The 16674-nt window shown below is 60.6% G+C and carries 13 protein-coding genes and 1 tRNA gene; 11 read left to right on the top strand and 3 right to left on the bottom strand.

Going from position 1 to position 16674, the window contains the following annotated elements:
- The first annotated feature begins 140 nt into the window (after positions 1–140).
- The 10 genes from ACP693_RS09860 (at position 141) to ACP693_RS09815 (ending at position 9898) form a co-directional block, all read left to right on the top strand.
- A tRNA-Lys gene (locus tag ACP693_RS09860) sits at positions 141–216 on the top strand.
- Positions 217–317: 101 nt separating this feature from the next.
- Positions 318–2153, top strand: a complete 1836-nt coding sequence (locus ACP693_RS09855; protein WP_426017200.1) for a hypothetical protein — start codon at positions 318–320, stop codon at positions 2151–2153.
- 371 nt (positions 2154–2524) lie between these two features.
- Positions 2525–2890, top strand: a complete 366-nt coding sequence (locus ACP693_RS09850; RefSeq protein WP_426017201.1) for a hypothetical protein — start codon at positions 2525–2527, stop codon at positions 2888–2890.
- A complete protein-coding gene (locus ACP693_RS09845; RefSeq protein WP_426017203.1) occupies positions 2887–3105 on the top strand; it encodes a hypothetical protein in 219 nt (72 codons plus the stop codon). The genes ACP693_RS09850 and ACP693_RS09845 overlap by 4 nt, the downstream gene beginning before the upstream one ends.
- Complete coding sequence (locus ACP693_RS09840) at positions 3102–3575, top strand: hypothetical protein (RefSeq protein ID WP_426017204.1); 474 nt, start codon at positions 3102–3104, stop codon at positions 3573–3575. The genes ACP693_RS09845 and ACP693_RS09840 overlap by 4 nt, the downstream gene beginning before the upstream one ends.
- A 3-nt stretch (positions 3576–3578) precedes the next feature.
- Positions 3579–4337 (top strand): bifunctional DNA primase/polymerase, encoded by a 759-nt coding sequence (locus ACP693_RS09835; protein ID WP_426029315.1) that lies wholly within the window; start codon positions 3579–3581, stop codon positions 4335–4337.
- A gap of 295 nt (positions 4338–4632) precedes the next feature.
- The gene (locus ACP693_RS09830; RefSeq protein ID WP_426017205.1) at positions 4633–6861 is read left to right on the top strand and encodes a VapE domain-containing protein; all 2229 of its coding nucleotides are present in this window, start codon (positions 4633–4635) and stop codon (positions 6859–6861) included.
- A gap of 647 nt (positions 6862–7508) precedes the next feature.
- Complete coding sequence (locus ACP693_RS09825; protein WP_426017207.1) at positions 7509–8120, top strand: recombinase family protein; 612 nt, start codon at positions 7509–7511, stop codon at positions 8118–8120.
- Positions 8121–8487: 367 nt separating this feature from the next.
- Positions 8488–9252 carry a hypothetical protein gene (locus ACP693_RS09820; protein WP_426017209.1) on the top strand — a complete coding sequence of 255 codons (765 nt, stop codon included), beginning with the start codon at positions 8488–8490 and terminating at the stop codon, positions 9250–9252.
- 46 nt (positions 9253–9298) lie between these two features.
- Positions 9299–9898 carry a hypothetical protein gene (locus ACP693_RS09815; protein WP_426017211.1) on the top strand — a complete coding sequence of 200 codons (600 nt, stop codon included), beginning with the start codon at positions 9299–9301 and terminating at the stop codon, positions 9896–9898.
- 47 nt (positions 9899–9945) lie between these two features.
- On the opposite strand, the gene ACP693_RS09810 is transcribed toward ACP693_RS09815, so the two are convergent.
- Complete coding sequence (locus tag ACP693_RS09810; protein WP_426017213.1) at positions 9946–11667, bottom strand: retron Ec67 family RNA-directed DNA polymerase/endonuclease; 1722 nt, start codon at positions 11665–11667, stop codon at positions 9946–9948.
- 189 nt (positions 11668–11856) lie between these two features.
- Entirely contained in the window at positions 11857–12231 is a 375-nt protein-coding gene (locus ACP693_RS09805) for a hypothetical protein (protein ID WP_426017215.1), read from the bottom strand.
- A gap of 179 nt (positions 12232–12410) precedes the next feature.
- Between ACP693_RS09805 and ACP693_RS09800 the strand changes: the two genes are divergently transcribed.
- Positions 12411–13625 carry a hypothetical protein gene (locus ACP693_RS09800; RefSeq protein WP_426017216.1) on the top strand — a complete coding sequence of 405 codons (1215 nt, stop codon included), beginning with the start codon at positions 12411–12413 and terminating at the stop codon, positions 13623–13625.
- A gap of 454 nt (positions 13626–14079) precedes the next feature.
- Here ACP693_RS09800 and ACP693_RS09795 read toward each other — a convergent pair whose 3' ends face one another.
- Positions 14080–16632: a glycoside hydrolase family 3 protein gene (locus ACP693_RS09795; protein ID WP_426017218.1), complete on the bottom strand. Its 2553-nt coding sequence runs from the start codon at positions 16630–16632 to the stop codon at positions 14080–14082.
- Positions 16633–16674 lie beyond the last annotated feature (42 nt).

Below are 16674 nucleotides of genomic sequence, written 5' to 3'. Positions count from 1 at the left end.
CCGCTTGCCGCGGCTGATTCCGTGCGGACCATAACCCGCCGAAGAAAGTTTGCGAAAGCGCTTGCCAACCCCCGAACCGCTGGGTAGTAGGAGCGCCCTTCGGCAAGGCCTCTCGCCCCCGAAGACGCAGACGATCGGTCGGGTGATTAGCTCAGTTGGTAGAGCAGCTGACTCTTAATCAGCGGGTCGTAGGTTCGAACCCTACATCACCCACCATCGTCTTCCCAAGCCATTGAAATCCTGCCAATCCCTTATTGGGGTTGACTTTGCGCGCCTAAAAGACCCTCCAATTACCCTCCAAAAAAAGGAGCGGTTATATGGCCAAGGGACTGACGCGCGACGGGCCGGGTTGCGTCTGGATCGCGCGGAAGGCAGTCCCGGCGAATGTGCGTGACATCGTGAACGCCCTACCTGCCGATGACCCCCGGCGCGCCGTCTTCATCGGGCCTACAGGCCGCGCTCGCGCCGAACTCTGGCAGTCCACGGGCCATGTGGACTTGGGCGAGGCCCAGGCCCAAGGCCGGAACATCCATGAACGATGGAACCGCGCAATTGCTGGCCTGCGCAAGCGCGGCAACCCCCAGGACGTGGCCCATGCCCTCGACATGATCGAGGCGTGGCGGTCGAACAAGGTCGCTTGGGCTTTAGGGTTCGGGGCTATGATTGATTTGTTCGGCGCCGAGGGCGGCAAGGTCGGGATTAACCTGGGCGGCGCTCGCCTTGAGGTGAAGCATCTCGACCTTGCCGCTCCCCTGTCAATCGAGACGCCCGGCCTGACCACCGGCGCCGTTAATTGGGCGGCGGCCTATTTCGCCGCCGCACCAGAACTCGACCGAGGACTGACGATCCCTCCGGCAACGCACCGTCTAATCCGACTACTACGGGAGGCCGAGACGGCACCGGAGCGCTGGCGTGACATCGACGGCTTTGACGTCCGTCTTCAAGAGGTCGTCGGCTCGCTGGATACCAAGGTCCGGGCGGCAGTCCGCCCCACCTTCGCCAAGGCGTGGCGAGAGGTGGCTGAAGCCGAAGAAGCCGAGCGCCGTTTCGCCGCCACCCTTGCGCTGGTCACGGCGAACGCCAGCGCTCCGGTTGTTGCAGCGACGCCCGCTTTCGTCCCCACCATCACCGACAAGACGCTGGGCGATCTGCTGGACGCCTACGAAGCGGATTTCGCCGCGACCCACAACGCGACTAAGGACTTGGTGGCCCCTGTCCGCGCCCTCAAGGAATTCTTCGGCGAGGGCCGGTTCGTCCGGTCAATAGAGAACGAAGACGCGCGGGCCTTCGCCGCGTTCTGCGAGAAAATCCCCTCCAACGCTGGAAAAATCTACAAGGACGCCCCGCTCGTCGATGCCATCGAACGCGCCCAGGCGGACGGAAAACCAACGGTCTCTCGCAACACGGCCCGCCGCTACATTACGTTCGCCTCAATGATCTGGAACTGGGCAGGCAAAAACGACTTCGCCGACCGCAATCCATTCCGAGGCCGCGCGGGTGCCCGAAGGGCTAGCGTGAGGCGCGAGGGCTTCACAGACGCCGAACTGGCGGCATTCTTCGCCGCCCTCCAGCCCTACAAGGCGGACGGCAAGGCGCTGTTCTTCGTGCCCGCCCTGGGCCTCAACGGAGCGAGAATTAGCGAACTGCTCCAACTGAGGGTCGGGGACGTGAAGGAATTTGAAGGGACGCCTTACCTGGACCTGTCGCCCTTCGACGAGACCGGCCGCCGGGATGACGACAAGAGCCATAAGAACGCTGGAAGCGAGCGGCTGGCGCCCATTCATCCATTGGCAATCGAAGCAGGGATCATGGACCTTGTGGCGCGCAGGAAGGCCGAAGGCGCCACGCGCCTCTTCCCCGAGATCAAACCGCGCATCCAAAAGGGCGGCAAGGTGGATTGGGCGCACTACTACTCGAAACGCATCAATAAAATTCTCGATGATGCGGTAACAGACGCGCCTCGACTCGTCGGTGGTCACGGATTTCGCCACACTTTACGTGAGAGATATAGAAAGCACGACATCCTTGAGGAAGTCCTGGACGCAATTGGCGGATGGTCTCAACAGACTGTAGGACGCCGTTACGGTCGCAACGAAGTGAAGATGCTTGCAGATAACTTAGCAAAAATCAATTTCGGCCAACTCAAAATCTAATTACTGGAGCGCTCTTCTGCTCGTCCGGCTCCGACCACGCCTAGCGTACCAGACCTTGGCAGAAACGTGAAAATGATCGGCCCCCGCCCGCGCCGCCCTACATGACTCTAAACAGTAAGTAATTGTCGATTTGATCTAACTAAAATCGATTTTATAACAACATTTGTATAATACACCAATTAAAACTGAACATCTCGCATAAACTAATTGACATTTCTGTCGATTTTGTTTAAACAGAGATACGAGGTAGCGGCGGGGCGTCGCGCTGATGCGTACAATCGAGACCGGCTCTCCTCCGATATTCGCGCATCCACCTCGACCACCACCACATCTCTGGAGCGCACCGCCTTGAGCGGACGAAACCTCTATCTATGCTGAATCCAATTCCGATCACGCCTGCCGACCTCGCCCGCCGCCACGGCATCGAGAACGCCATTCACGTTCTCGCCCCCATCCTTGGCCTTGCGGGGCCGACCGTCGTCCTGGACCTGGCGGCCCGCGCCCTTCATGCAGGCGCAGAGGTGTCCAGCGTCGGCGTACGTATGCCGGACGGCCGTTCGCTGGAACGCTATCTGCTAGAACTGAAAAGTGATCCGGAGGCGGCTCATTTCTGGCGTCGCAAGCCTGAGGCGAAGCCCGCCCAGACGAAGCCGAACTTTGATGCCACTCCGATCCGCCGTCGCGCCACCGCCAAACTGGATTCGGTGAATGGCTCCGATATGGAGACCCGCCTGTGACCGGCCCCACGCCCGCCGTCTCATTGGTCGCCTGGGATGATTTCAGTGACCGCCTGCCGGTGCGAATGACCCGCAGACAGTGGCAGGCCCTCCGCCCTCAGCCGATTCCATACCTCAAGCTTGGAAGCCGCCGCCTCTATAGTGCAGCGGCGGTTGATGCCTGGATCAAGCAGGCCGAAGCATTGACGCCCGGCCTGTCGGAGGTGGCGCAATGACCGCCTCGACCCGCACGGGCTTGATGCGCCGCCGCAACGAGCCCACCCCGACGCCGCTGGACGCCACCACCCGCTTCGCCCACCGACTGGAAAACGAAGTCCACCTTCAACATCATGCCTACATTCCCGGCGTCGGCGCCTTGTCTGGCCGCCTGACGGGTTCGCCCGGCAGATCAATCCCGAAGCGCCTTTCGCTGTTGGTAGATCGTCACATCTTTTTCAGTCTCCAACGCGTCACAAGAGACTTCTCGATCCATCTCGACTACGACGACGACGGTCCCGCCGACACCCCACCGACCGCCATCGTCATGCAACGGCTAGACGACACCGCGACGATCGCATTGGGCTGGACGCGCAGCCGCCTGAGCGTCGGCGCCACCGTCGTGAACTTTAACGCCGCGACCGCTGGCGAGGACCTCGTAGAAGCGATCTGCGTTCAGGTCGCCACCTACTTCGTGAGCGGGCGATAACATGTGTCATCGCCCCGCCGATCCCACCCCGGTCCCCCGCCGACGCCGCTTCCCTGGCCCAGCGCGGTGGGCGTTCCCCCTAGCGCCGTGCGGCGCCCCCCGACGCCTCCCGCCCGCCCGTCCTATCGAACCCGAATTCGATGGGGAACCGGGCGACTGGGTCCAAATGACTGCGGCGGCGCAGTTGTGGTGACGTTCGCGCCGTTGCCCCGCCCGGTCTGGACCCCGCCGCCTGTCCTGCCGAACGCCTCTTCCGACGATCCATTTGAGGTTGCCGCCGCCTTCTTGGGGCTTGGAGGAGTCAAGGTGTTTCCGGGTACCCGGCTGGCTAAAAATGGGCGCAGGAAGACGTTCAAGGACATCCAACGCCTCCCCGATTTTCGGCGCCAACGACCAGATGCAGTTTTTGGAATCCGGCTCGGCGGCGGGGTGGTCGCCATCGAAACCCCCGCCGGGGGTAAAGCCGACCGCCTCCTTGACGCCATCTCCGAACGTCACGGCGACCTACCGCGCACTGTCACCCTGGCGGCGGGAGGGTGTAGCTGGCGGCTGTATCGCACGGCCGAGACGCCACAGGGACGCGTCGCTCTGGGCGACGGCGCGGTCGTCCTGGGCTGTGGGTGCGGCCTCCCCCTGCCGCCGTCGCCTTCAACTTGGTTGGCAGGCGCGGCGCCGGGTGAGATCGCCCTGGCAATGCTACCCGGTGGCTGGGAGTCGCTCTGGACGCCCAAAGTGACTGCGACAACCGCACGGTGGTTTTGAGCATCTATTAGAGTCACATTTCGTATGAAACGTGACTCTACTTATGCCCTTCTCCGGACGCGATTTTTCGCGGCAAAAATGCAATACACAACTGCGATGCCTGAAGCAAATCCGAGTAATCTGTTGCGTGTTGTGGGTCTTGGTGACCACGTCAGATCACAGGTCCCCGGCCTTCTCCGGTGGCGATAACCCCGGCGTGGCCTGCCGCCCGCCAAGTCTGAACGTAACGCAAAGGTACCCGCCCTAAGACAATAGGGGCGGCTATAGACAGATGACATACAATAAACCTGACACGATGGATGCCATCGTGAAAGAAAACGGGTGCGGCATCGCACTGATCAAATTCAGCACATCAAAAAGCCCTAGCGCAAAGAACCCCACATGGGTGCCGCAGACTCTGACGTGGGACGGTTTCACTGAATATCTGAAGGCCGAGTCCGAAATCGACGCCGACCGCGTCCCCGGCATGGCGTTCGTCCCCGCTGTGCTGGCAGGTGCCCAGCGACGGAAGACCGCAGTCACTGAAATTGGTGTCGCGGTGGTCGAGATCGAAGGCGTCAACCTCGACGAAGTCAGCAGTCGTATCGAGGAAAAGAACTGGACGGCGGTGCTGGTCTCGACCTCGGAGAACGGCAGGACGGAAACGATGCTGCCGCGCGACCACGTGCTGAAGTGGTTGGACAAGAACTACCTTGCCAACTACGGCGGGCGGGAAATCAACGCCACGTCGGTCGCCTACTATTTGGGCGACGCGCTGGGCTGGCTCGACACCTCTGCCACCGTCGAGATCGTCGATGAAAACCGGGCGACCGCTGATGGCGCGATGATTGCCATTCACCATGAACCACTGCCAGCCTTCATCGTCGCGGTTCCGCTGTCGCCGGCGTATCATCCGGCGGCCGCCTCGACGCAGACGACAGGAATCCAGATGTGGGGTGAAGTGATCTCGTGTGTTTCACACGGGCTGTCGTCGCGCTTCGTTCTGCCGCGCGCCGTGCGTGATCCCGCCGCGATGATCCGCGTGCCGCGCTGCCGTCCGACCGAAGCGCCTATCTATAAGCTGTTCCGTGGCAAGCCGCTGGACTGGCGTGACCTGGGTGTCGATGAGCCTTTGGAAAAGGAACCTGCGCCACCTGCGCGCGCCAAGAAGCCGAAGCGCGATGGCGGCGACGAGTGGATGAACCGTCTGGTCCTGACGGACAAAGGCCGCATCATTTCGAGCCTGCCCAACATCCATCTGATCCTGACGAACGATCCGCGCACGGTCGGGGTTATGGCGTTTAACGACTTCACCGGGGAGGCAGTGTTGCGTGCGACGCCGGGCCGGAAGTCGGACGCGGTGGTTCAGTTGGACGGCACCGATTGGACCGTGCGCGACCCCATCAACGGCGACCTCTGGGCCGACGGCCACGATAACGCCTTGCGCGCCCTACTGGAGTCGTCCGAGGAGGACGGTGGCTATGATCTCCGCATTTCTGATCGCGACATGACGGCGGCGATCAACCTGACGGCCAAGTCGAACGCGTTCCATCCGGTGCGTGACTATCTGAACAAGTTGGCCTGGGACCAGAAGCCCCGCGTCGCGGGGTTGTTCATCGACTACCTGGGCGCCCCCAACGACGCATACCACATCGAGGTTGCCAAGCTGATGATGACCGGAGCGGTTGCGCGAGCATTCGAGCCCGGCACGAAGATCGACGAGTCTGTGATCCTGGAAGGGCTGCAAGGCAAGCGGAAGTCCACCTTCATCGAGACCCTAGCCGTTCACTGGTTTGGTGAACTTGACGCGTCGATGGATGACGAAAAGGGAACTGTCGAACAGATGCAGGGCGTCTGGATCGCCGAGATGGCTGAACTGACAGGGATGGCAAAGGCTGACGTGCGCAAGACGAAGGCGTTCCTGAGCCGCCATACTGATAAGGCGCGGTTGGCGTATGCACGCCGCGCCCGCCTCTTCCCTCGCGGTTACATCTGCCTGGGGACCACGAACGATAGCGCCTACTTGAAGGATTCTACGGGCGGGCGCCGCTTCTTGCCCATAGCGTGCAAGGTCGAAGACAATATCGACATCGAGCGTCTGCGCGCGGAGATCGGCCAACTGTGGGCTGAAGCCGTCCACCTCTACAAAGCTATGCGCAAGGCCCAGTCGGTTGGGCGTTTGCCGCTCTGGCTGTCGGACGAAGCCGCACGCACCACCGCCCGCACGCTGCAATCGTCGCGCACCATCGATACCGCCGACGACATGCTGACAGGGAAGGTTGAGGCGTGGCTGGAGGAGAAGCAGAAGGACAAGACCTGCCTGCCCTTGATCTGGGTCGAGGCCCTGGGCCGCGACCTCGATGCTTACAACAACGCCTGGGCCGCCAGCCTGGGCCAGATCATGCGTACCCTGCCGGGATGGGAGGCGACCGGAACTCGTGAAACGTTCAAGGACTACGGCCAGCAACGCGTGTTCCAAAAGGTCGAGGCGGCGCCGAAGGGTGCAGGCGCCGCCGCCGACAATGGCGAGCCCAGCGCAGCGTAGACAGGTTCGAGGCTGTCTTGGGGCCGTCTAGGGGCTGTCTACGGGCAACCCCTTGTTTCCATTGATTATCTATCTCAACTAGACAGTTAGACAGGTATAAAGGGGTAAAGGCAGGGCAGCCGCTATCGCCCGGCGCGGGGGATCAGAGGTGAACGTTCGGAGCCGTCGATCAGTGTTAAGGATCGCAAATTAGCTGTCTAGCTGTCTAACGCCGTTCAGGTGGCGGCGGCACCTTGACGGTCTCGGATTTCAACACCTCCGAACTTGACGCCGCCAGTTTCCCCGAGAACGGCCAGCCCACCGCGCCGCCCGGGGCGGCGTCTCGCAGAAGCGTTATACGGTCACAACCTCTGTTGCGGATATTGGGCCGTCCAATTGTGGTAGAGGTGCGACAGTGCGTTGGAGTCAGCTGGTCAAGGCAGCCTAAGGCTCACGCTCACGCTCGCCCAGGCCGCCACCAGGGTGGTCTCCGCACCGAGACCCAGGCCGACGTTGCCGGGGTCGCGGTCGCCGTGCAGGGCGTCGCCGCTATCGTATCGGAATCGACCGATTCCGAGCCGTCTTCGACGGCTGTATCTAAAACTAGCTTGACTCGATTATAGATACGTTCTCTAAATCGATACAGGTTTTAGATATGGAAGAATATCATGTCATCACGCACCTTCGTCTATGCCCGCGTCTCGACCCTAGGCCAGACGACCGACAACCAAATCCAAGAGATTAAGGCGGCGGGCTTCTCCGTCGAAGAGAAGCGGATCGTGACGGAGACCATATCCGGCTCGACGTCGGCGATGGAGCGGCCCGCGTTCGCCGCCCTGGTCGCCCACAAGCTGGAAGCAGGGGACGTCTTGCTGGTCACGAAGTTGGACCGGCTGGGCCGTAACGCCATGGACGTGCGGGCGACCGTCGACTCGTTGGCGGCCATGGGGGTCAAGGTTCACTGCCTGGCTTTGGGGGGTGCCGATCTGACTAGCGCCGCCGGTCGTATGACCATGGGCGTCCTCGCCGCCGTGGCCGAGTTCGAGCGCGACCTTCTCATTGAGCGGACGCAAGCCGGGCTTGTACGCGCCAAGGGCGAAGGAAAGACCTTGGGCCGCCCTGCGCTGTTCTCGGAGGCCCAGCGCCGCGAGATCGCGCAGCGCCGCCAATCGGGCGAAACGCTCGGCACCCTAGCAGCCGAATACAAGGTTGATCGCTCGGCGATCCAGCGCGCTGTCAAGTCCGTGACCGGTGATCTAGGCACGGTGATCTTTGTGTGACCCGCCTCCTCAATCTCGTGTTTGCGTTCGCCGTCATCCTGATATTCATCTAGCTGCGGCTCCTCTGATGGCCAGACCGGGGGACGGGCCCGGCGCCGTAAAGGTTAACATCCGGCCCGAGGGGGCTCCAAGCCGCCCACACCTTAGATTGTTATTAATGCGCGCCAAGCGGGCGCGGACCCGATTGCTGATCGAGGTCCACAAGTCGATTTTAGAACTTCGCCCTCACGAAATCCGGTCGGGCGTTTCGATTCCGAAATCTCGTTTTCTGAAATTTTGTTGAATCGTTTTCTGGCGTTCTCCTTCGCGGACCCGAGATTTGCGATAAGTTTGCGTAAGACGGCCATTCGCCGCTTCGGAGTGAATGATGGCTGACTGCTATCGCGAAAAGTACGTCGCCTTCATCGACATGCTGGGGTTCAGCGCTCTTGTAGCGACGACGGCTGACGACCCGTCGTTGCGTCCCAACATCGCCGAGGCGATGGCCGTAATGCGGTCCTCCACCGCGCAGAATGAGAAGCTGGGCCTCAACTTCACGCAGTTCTCCGACTGCATCGTCATCTCCAGCGATCCTACAGAGCACGGCCTTTTCGAGATTCTCGAAAGCATCCGAACGATTGCCGAAAATCTGCTGCAACTGGACATTCTCATCAGGGGCGGTCTGACGCGCGGCAACATCCACCACGACGCTGACCTCATGTTCGGGCCTGCGATGTTGGAAGCCTACGGCATGGAGCGTGACGCGACGAAGCACCCGACGGTGATGATCTCCGCAGCAGTGAAAGAGGACTGCGACTCATATCAGTGGGGCTCGTACTGTGTAATCCGCGACATCGGTGAACCCGAGCGGTGGTATGTGCACTACCTGCGCAACTTCCATGACTACGACCCGACGCCGGTCGCGGGAAAGGTTGTCATGGACAAGCCCGCGCTGCTGATCAGGCACTACATTGCGCGACGGCTTGCGAACACGACCGGCAAGGTCCGGGATAAGGCCTTATGGCTTGAAACCTACTGGAATGACACGGCCGGTGCGGGCGTGTTGGGGCGCGTCGATCCGGTCGGTGACCTCGCCGTACGGACGTTTCTAGACTCGGGATACAGGACAGTTCGTCGTCAGCTTGTTGGCTGACGTTCATAACGGCTACGGCTCACAACCGGCGACTTGATAGGTGCGGATGATGACGGAGCAGCGGATCAACGCCTTGCTGGAGGTCGAACGGATCGACCTGATCCACAACGACCTTTCGTCGGCCGCCTTTCATCTGAAAACGCGGATCGACAAAGCCCTTGCACCTGACGGCGATAGGGACGGCGTCGGCCTCGATATGATGGCGGGCATCACCATGTTGGCGTTCACCTTTGAGGCCTACCTGAACTTCATCGGCGATCTGAAGGTCCAGAACTGGAATGAGCGCGCCAGCGGCAAGGAAAAGCGGGAAGCCGTATGGAACACGCTTGGGCTATCGTGGGAGCCTGCTGCGCGACCGGCTTCAACAATCCTTCGCCTTATCAAGGCCCGGGACATGATGGCCCACGGCAAGCCGGTCAAAGTGAAGAAGGAATGGGTTGCCCAGGGAACCGATGGCGAACTGCAAAACCTACTGAGAGCGTATCAGACGGAGTTTGATGCTCTCATTACCCCCGAGTTCTTCGCCACCGCATACGACGACGTCGAGGCCATCTGGAAGGAAATGCTAGGTGCCGGTAACATTCAAGTTCACGAGACCTTCGACAAGGGAATGAGCGGCATAACGTTCATCAGTGCCGCCGAGTAAGCTTGCGCGACTCCTGCAATCCACGTGATCTGGCTGCCGCCCCGCACCTATCGCCAGCCGTTGGCCTGATAATCCGCTTGGACAGCGACGATGGCGTCAAGGATCGGCGCAAACTGGCTGAAGTCCACGGTACCTGGCGGCTGTTTGGCGACGTAGTCAGCCAGAGCGGCCTTTCCAAAATGGGTATTGGGATTCAGGCCGGTGTTAGGCTTGTGGAACCGCTTGCCGTTCAAGACCACGCCGGTGACAGCAGGTCTAAGGAACGACTCGATGTCGGTCTTGGCTCCCCCCTGTAGGGGCAAGGGCACAACATACAGGTTGCCGAAGATATGGTAGAACTGGGCGGTGCCATCGATTGGGGTGACAGCCTTCTTAACAGTCCGGATGACGCTGAATACGGGGCGCGCCCCGGAGTCATTATCAACCAGGATGATGGCGGGGGCGGTCGGCCGTGGCGCAGAAAATCCTAGGGTAGACGGCTGATACCGAGGGATCAGCGTCTGTAGTTCGCCGGTTCCACCGCCAAGTTCTTGAACGACACGTGTGGTTTCGTTGCGCTTGAATAAGTGGGGGATCAGCGTGATTTTTCCGTCAGCTATTGTCGCTAGGCTGGGATAGCCCACGCCCAGAGCCCGGATCGCCGCGCGCAGGTAGACATTGTCTGTCTTGCCCTCCGCCAGGATTGTTGGTCTCTGGATGCCGTAAAAGTATTTGAAATCTAAAAATTGCCTGTACATCCGGTAAATTCCGGGCGGAGTCCCAGTTTTCCATTCTACAGAATGACGATCTCCATCGTCATTCTTAGGAAACTTGACGTTAAATATGTAAGAAATTCTTCCGTGCAGTGGTTCCAGCACCCGTCCGAGGCTGGGGACCTTGGTCCCGTAGGAGTAATCATACGAACCAGTGCGGAAAAGTTTGTCGCACATAGCACGAGTATTCTTGTAATACTCTTTCGGGACGTTAACAACATGGTTGACGACAAGGCCGGTGACCATTTGTCTGGAGTTGCGGATCGACATCCGAGTCTTCACGGGGTTCAGTGCGAAACCGGCCCGTCGAATGCGCGATTCCAACTCAGGTCCGGCCTTCCAACCCCCTGAACCGCTGGGGTCAGGAGTCGCGATCGCGCGAGGAAAATCCTTCAGATTTGTCGAGAAGCTGAGATCATCCGCGTAACGCGTGTAAGTACATCCGTTACGCGACGCCAAACGGGCGAGGTGAACGTCGAGTATATTGCCAATTAGATTTGATATAATCGGCGAACATGGACCTCCTTGTGGTAATGCACCGTTCCTGCAAGCGATTTGAGCGATTATAGTTGCAACTTTAACCGGAAGACGGAAATCCCGGTTCTGGATAAAATACCCTCGAACACGCCCAAAATTGATGGAGGGAAAAAATTCAGACAAATCCGTATTGAAAACGTACCGACGATTTCGGTGTCGTTTTGCATTACTGACTATAGAGAAACCTTTTCGGAACCCATGAGATAAAACACAATTATCTTCTACTTCATTATTATTTGTTATCTCTTGCAAGCAGAGTGAAAGATGGGCCGAAAGGCGCTTTTGGACTAGCTTTAGTTCGTCAATCGGGGCGTGTATTATCCGAGTTCCACCGCTACGCTTTGGTATTGGAAATTCATAATACTTTGCGTCATCATCGATCTTGTAGAGAATGTATGACAAACCTGACGGTTTAACACCCAGCAAAAGCGCTACATCAGCTAAAGTACTGCATCGCCTCAGACGCTCTAACGCAGTCATTCATAGCCCTGGACAGATTGGCTTGCGGATACTCGTTGGCAAACCAGAGGTTTACATGGAAAGCGTATCGTCGCGTAGGGGCATTCAGTCGAACATCCCGATCAACTGCCCCGAAACAAGGCAGCAAAATCTATCCGCAAGCCGTGGCTACCGTAGCCGGTGATTCTGCCCGCGTCACCTGGGGGAGGGCTAGAACCTAGCCTGAGGCATCGGCGTGAAATCGACCTTGGTGCATGGCCCCGTGAGCAAATCACTGGTCAGAATCCCGGTCGTCCTATTCACAACCATCGCCGGTCTCGCGAGGCCGTTGCGGAACTCGGCAGGAAGCAATTCCAGTTCGGCCGCGTCCACTCGGACAAGAGGAACGGTGCGGTCCTCATGGCAAGTGTTTGTTTCCTCGCTAACGCCGCACCAGACGCCCCTGTTTAGATCGAGGCTGTAGCGGTTGGAGTAGTGGACGGTCGTTCCCAACGCGTTCAGTTCGCAACGCAGGCCGAACTGCTGTGGTGTCGGCTCTGCTGCGCCTATCAGAAACACGGCGGCGATGGCGGCGACAAGCTTCATTAGCGGTTTCTCCCGAACGCATTTACTAGCATCGGACATTGGAGATTCCGAGGGTCGGCCAATACCGAGGCGCGCGAACAGGGCGGCGGCGACGCGGCCGATCATCTTGGAAAGGTGCTTATGACCATCTGGACAACTGCCAATCCGGACCAGGCCGTAGCGCGAACGGATGCGCTTCCATGACAAACGTCGTGCTCGATGTCGCAGCTTGGCGCCCAGCAACGCGCGACGAATTCAAAGCGATGCTGGATAAGAGGCGTGGGCAGACTTCGGCACCCAGAAAGAAGCGCGCCAAGCCCACCGGCAGCAGCCTTGCAGTCAGGACCCACCTGACGACCCTCGACATGTATTCCTACCTCAAGGCTAAATTCGGCCCGCCAAATGGGCTTCAGAGCATGATGCGCTCCGACGATAGCGACAACATCTTCCACTGGGATTGGAATCTAAAAGCGGGTGACACCGACGTCTACATTCTGGGGATGTCGCGAGAGACGCACTTCCAAATAGGCGCGGTGCTGACAGACCACGATTGGAAGTCGCTAATCATCGCCATCAAGCAGGACTTTGGCCGAATAGGTCGAGATAAAAGTGAAGCATCGAAATCTTTGGAGAAATGGCTAGTTTTTCCAAACAAATATGTCGCGATTTCGAATTTGTGTGAGGACAAGCACGACAGGATTACTGACCAGATGGGGAAATTTGCCGAGTTTGCCCCTGCCTCTCGTAGGGCTATCAACAAAAAAGGCCTAAAAGACGCCCAGGACGCCTCGAAACGGGCCAGCAGCCTAACAGGCGATATTCTAGAACTCAGAATTCTGACGCCGATACTTGTTGAGGCATTTCTGAATATGATGATCCTAATCCTGTGCAAGCCGGAAGTGCGACAGGATAAACGTCAGTATCAGGCCTTCATTCGTTCTGAAATTGACATCAAAGTTTCAGACCTGTTCTACAAGTGCCGCGCCTTTCAGGTCGCCCCGAATTCGGCACATCCCGAGTTTGTTGCCTTCCACAAGGTTATGCAAAAACGAAATTACGAAATTCACGGCAACATAGACCCGGACCGCGATACATTTGAAACGGTTTATTTTGACGGCACCATCCCCACCTATCCGGTGCCTGGAGATCACATATCGACATTCTACGCCAACCTTGAACGTCAATATGATCCTATCAGCGCTGTGGCAGACTATGAGGCTGTGCACCTCTTTATTGCCTATCTGATCGACTGCCTTGAACCACAATATCAGGAGCAGTTCCGGCTGCTCGTTGATGATCCCTACCCCGGCTGGAACGAGGTCAAGCAAACGACCGGAGTGTTATTCCCGGGGCGTACTGTTTCCGCCTACTTCAAAACTAGGTTTGACGATGAATTAAAAGTCGATTGGTCATAGCCTCGGCTGTTGCTTCACCAAAGACCTTCTCTTCGGGACCATGTGCCCCCGGATCAGCCCCCCACCCTACCCTCCAAAGACCCTCCAAGATTGCGAGGGCATTTCGTATCTAACTTGTTGTTTTACAACAAACCCGTTCGTGCCCTACATCACCCACCATCGTCTTTAACATCAGATCGCTCGTTACGCTGTCGATCCCCGGCGCAACGTTCGGTAGTTCCAGCCCTCGTAAACTCAAAGCGACGCCATTGCTGGGTTGAGAATGCGGCGAAAACGCCGCTGGATGAGCGACGTGTCGCCGTCAGAGCTTTTGGCATGCGGGTGGATCGAACGCGTTGCGCAGCACGCGTCCCTTCGATCTCCACCACCACGTCATCAACCCATCTCGGTAGATCGACGCGACAGCGTCCATCCGCCCGACCCGCATTGGTGCTCCTGTTCCGTCTGTGGTGATTTACCGCGTCGGGCAGACGGCGTCGCCCTCGTTGGAGGCGAGGCGGATGTCTTCGACGGTGACGGCGAAGTCGGCGGCGGTGCGCAGGCCCCAGGGCTGGTCGACGGCGGCGAGGTCGGTGCCGCTGTCGCGCAGGCACGACAGCCGCACCTTCAGCGTGCGCCATTCGCCGACGGGGGCGGCGTTGAGCAGGCTGGTGATGTCCACCGATCCGGCGCCCAGCGTCAGGAAGACGGGGCCTTGCGCACGGGCGTCGACGCGGTAGCGGAAGGCGATGGCCATCTCGCCGTTCGACTGACGGATCAGATCGACCGGCTGAGCCGCGATCAGGGCCTGTCCGCCGCCCTGCGAGAAGGTCAGGGCGCGGGCCGATTCCTGGCCCGCGCCGTCGGTGGAGCGCACGGACACGCCGCTGCGCGGGCTGGCGCCGCTCTTTTCGGCGCCCAGGCGGAACTCGCCGCCGGCGTCGCGCAGCATCAGCGACCAGGGGGCGATGAAGCGGCCGTCGACGAAGTAGCGGTCCAGGCTGCTGCCCGCGCTGACCACGCCGCTCTCTTCCGACAGGGCGCCGACGCGGGCGCCGCGCGCATAGGTCAGGCCGTAGCCATAGGCGAACTGCGGGTCATAGCCGGGCTGGCCGACGTTCAGCGGCTCGCCCTTGGCGTCCTTTGGCCAGCTGAACGACAGCGTGCCGTGGAAGTCGTTGCGCGGCTTGCCGGCCGCATCGCCGATCAGCACGTCGGCGATGCCTGCGCCTTCGGTGCCCGGCAGCCAGGCGGCGACGAAGGCGTCGGACTGGTTGATCTCGGGATTGGTCCACATCGGTCGGCCTGACAGGAAGACCGACACGGTGGGAATGCCCGCCGCCTTCAGCCGCTTCAGCGTCTCCAGCGGTTCGGTCGGCAGGAAGTCCAGCGTATCGACGTCGCCCTGGAACTCGGCATAGGGGGTCTCGCCGAAGACGACGATGGCCACATCCGGCTTTTGGGTGAACGCGCCGTCGGCGCTGAGGGTCGCCTGGCCGCCGCCGGCCGCGACGGCTTCCTGAATGCCGCCCCAGATCGACTGGCCGTTGGGGAAGTCGGCGTTGGCGTTGCCCGTGCCCTGCCACGTCAGGGTCCAGCCGCCCGAGGCTTGGCCGATGTCGTCGGCGTGACCGGCGACCAGCACGCGCGCCCCCGAACGGATCGGCAGGACCGAGCCCTCGTTCTTCAACAGCACCAACGACTTGCGCACCGCCTCGCGCGCCAGGGCGCGGTGGGCGGGCGAGCCCAGCTCGTTCAGATGACCCTCGACCGGGCGGCTGTCGTTGAACAGGCCGGTCTTGACCTTGACCCGCAGGATGCGCCGCACGGCCTCGTCCAGACGCGCCATCGGAATCTCGCCCGACTTGGCCTGGGCCAGGGTGCTTTCGTACAGCGGCTTCCAGCTGTCGGGGGCCATGAACATGTCGATGCCGGCGTTGAAGGCCAGGGCGCAGCTTTCGTTGGAGCAGCCCGGCAGCTGGCCGTGGGCGTTCCAGTCCGACACCACGAAGCCGTCGAAGCCCAGCGGGCCGCGCAGCACGTCCGTCAGTATGGTTTCGTTGCCCGAATGTTTGACGCCGTTCCAGCTGGAGAAGCTGGCCATGATCGACAGCACCCCGGCGTCGATCGCCTGGGGATAGCCCGACAGGTGGGTGCGGATCAGCTCCTGCTCGGACCCGGCGTAGTCGCCCTGGTCCTTGCCGCCCGTGGTGCCGCCGTCGGCCAGGAAGTGTTTCGCCGAACCGGCGATGTGGCCCGCCGTCAGCGGATGATCGGCTGACAGCGTCCCCTGCAGGCCCAGGGTCATCGGCCCGGCATAGCTCTGGGCCACCTCCGGGTTCTCGGCATAGCCTTCATAGGCGCGGCCCCAGCGGTCGTCACGGGGCACGGCCAGGGTCGGGCCGAAGGTCCAGTCTGCGCCGGTCACCGCGACTTCCAGCGCCGTCGCCTCGCCGATGCGGCGGATCAGGTCGGGATCGCGCGCGGCGCCCAGGCCGATGTTGTGCGGGAAGATGGTGGCGCCGACGATGTTGTTGTGACCGTGGACGGCGTCGATGCCGTAGATCATCGGAATGGTGGCGCCCGGGCGCTGGGCGATGGCGCGGCGATAGGCCTGGGCCAGCTCGACCCACTTCTGCGCCGAGGCGCGCTCGTCGCCGCCGGGCGAGGAGTTGCCGCCCGCCAGGATCGACCCCAGCGGATAGGTCAGCAGGTCTTGCGGTGTGATCGAGGCGATGTCCGCCTGGATCGTCTGACCCACCTTCTCCTCCAGCGTCATCCGGCTCATCAGTTCGGTGACGAAGGCCTCAGTCGCCGCATCCGTCATCGCCGCCGGCGAGGCCGCACGAGGCCATAGCGCCGGATGCGCACGCGCCGCGTCAGTCACGATGGAGGCCTGGGCCGTCACCGCCTGAACAGCCGCTTGGCGGGTCGAACCCGTCGCGGCGCACGCGCCGGTCGCGAGCGCGACGCCCAAGGCGAGAGCGGAAACAGCGCTGCGGCGCGCGTTCGGGATACGCAGGGTCATGTCAGGTCCGTTAGGCTGTCGGCGAAAACGATGCGGCGAAAA

The sequence above is a fragment of the Brevundimonas sp. TWP1-3 genome (genome assembly GCF_049896085.1).
Lineage (GTDB): Bacteria > Pseudomonadota > Alphaproteobacteria > Caulobacterales > Caulobacteraceae > Brevundimonas.
This window is presented reverse-complemented; position numbering and strand designations above follow the sequence as displayed.

What these genes read in the sequence shown, in the direction of transcription:
- ACP693_RS09805 (WP_426017215.1), bottom strand. Translation starts at nt 12,231, where the DNA reads ATGAAGCTTGTCGCCGCCATCGCCGCCGTGTTTCTGATAGGCGCAGCA.
- ACP693_RS09800 (WP_426017216.1), top strand. Translation starts at nt 12,411, where the DNA reads ATGACAAACGTCGTGCTCGATGTCGCAGCTTGGCGCCCAGCAACGCGC.
- ACP693_RS09840 (WP_426017204.1), top strand. Translation starts at nt 3,102, where the DNA reads ATGACCGCCTCGACCCGCACGGGCTTGATGCGCCGCCGCAACGAGCCC.
- ACP693_RS09820 (WP_426017209.1), top strand. Translation starts at nt 8,488, where the DNA reads ATGGCTGACTGCTATCGCGAAAAGTACGTCGCCTTCATCGACATGCTG.
- ACP693_RS09810 (WP_426017213.1), bottom strand. Translation starts at nt 11,667, where the DNA reads ATGACTGCGTTAGAGCGTCTGAGGCGATGCAGTACTTTAGCTGATGTA.
- ACP693_RS09850 (WP_426017201.1), top strand. Translation starts at nt 2,525, where the DNA reads ATGCTGAATCCAATTCCGATCACGCCTGCCGACCTCGCCCGCCGCCAC.
- ACP693_RS09855 (WP_426017200.1), top strand. Translation starts at nt 318, where the DNA reads ATGGCCAAGGGACTGACGCGCGACGGGCCGGGTTGCGTCTGGATCGCG.
- ACP693_RS09830 (WP_426017205.1), top strand. Translation starts at nt 4,633, where the DNA reads ATGGATGCCATCGTGAAAGAAAACGGGTGCGGCATCGCACTGATCAAA.
- ACP693_RS09815 (WP_426017211.1), top strand. Translation starts at nt 9,299, where the DNA reads ATGATGACGGAGCAGCGGATCAACGCCTTGCTGGAGGTCGAACGGATC.
- ACP693_RS09795 (WP_426017218.1), bottom strand. Translation starts at nt 16,632, where the DNA reads ATGACCCTGCGTATCCCGAACGCGCGCCGCAGCGCTGTTTCCGCTCTC.
- ACP693_RS09825 (WP_426017207.1), top strand. Translation starts at nt 7,509, where the DNA reads ATGTCATCACGCACCTTCGTCTATGCCCGCGTCTCGACCCTAGGCCAG.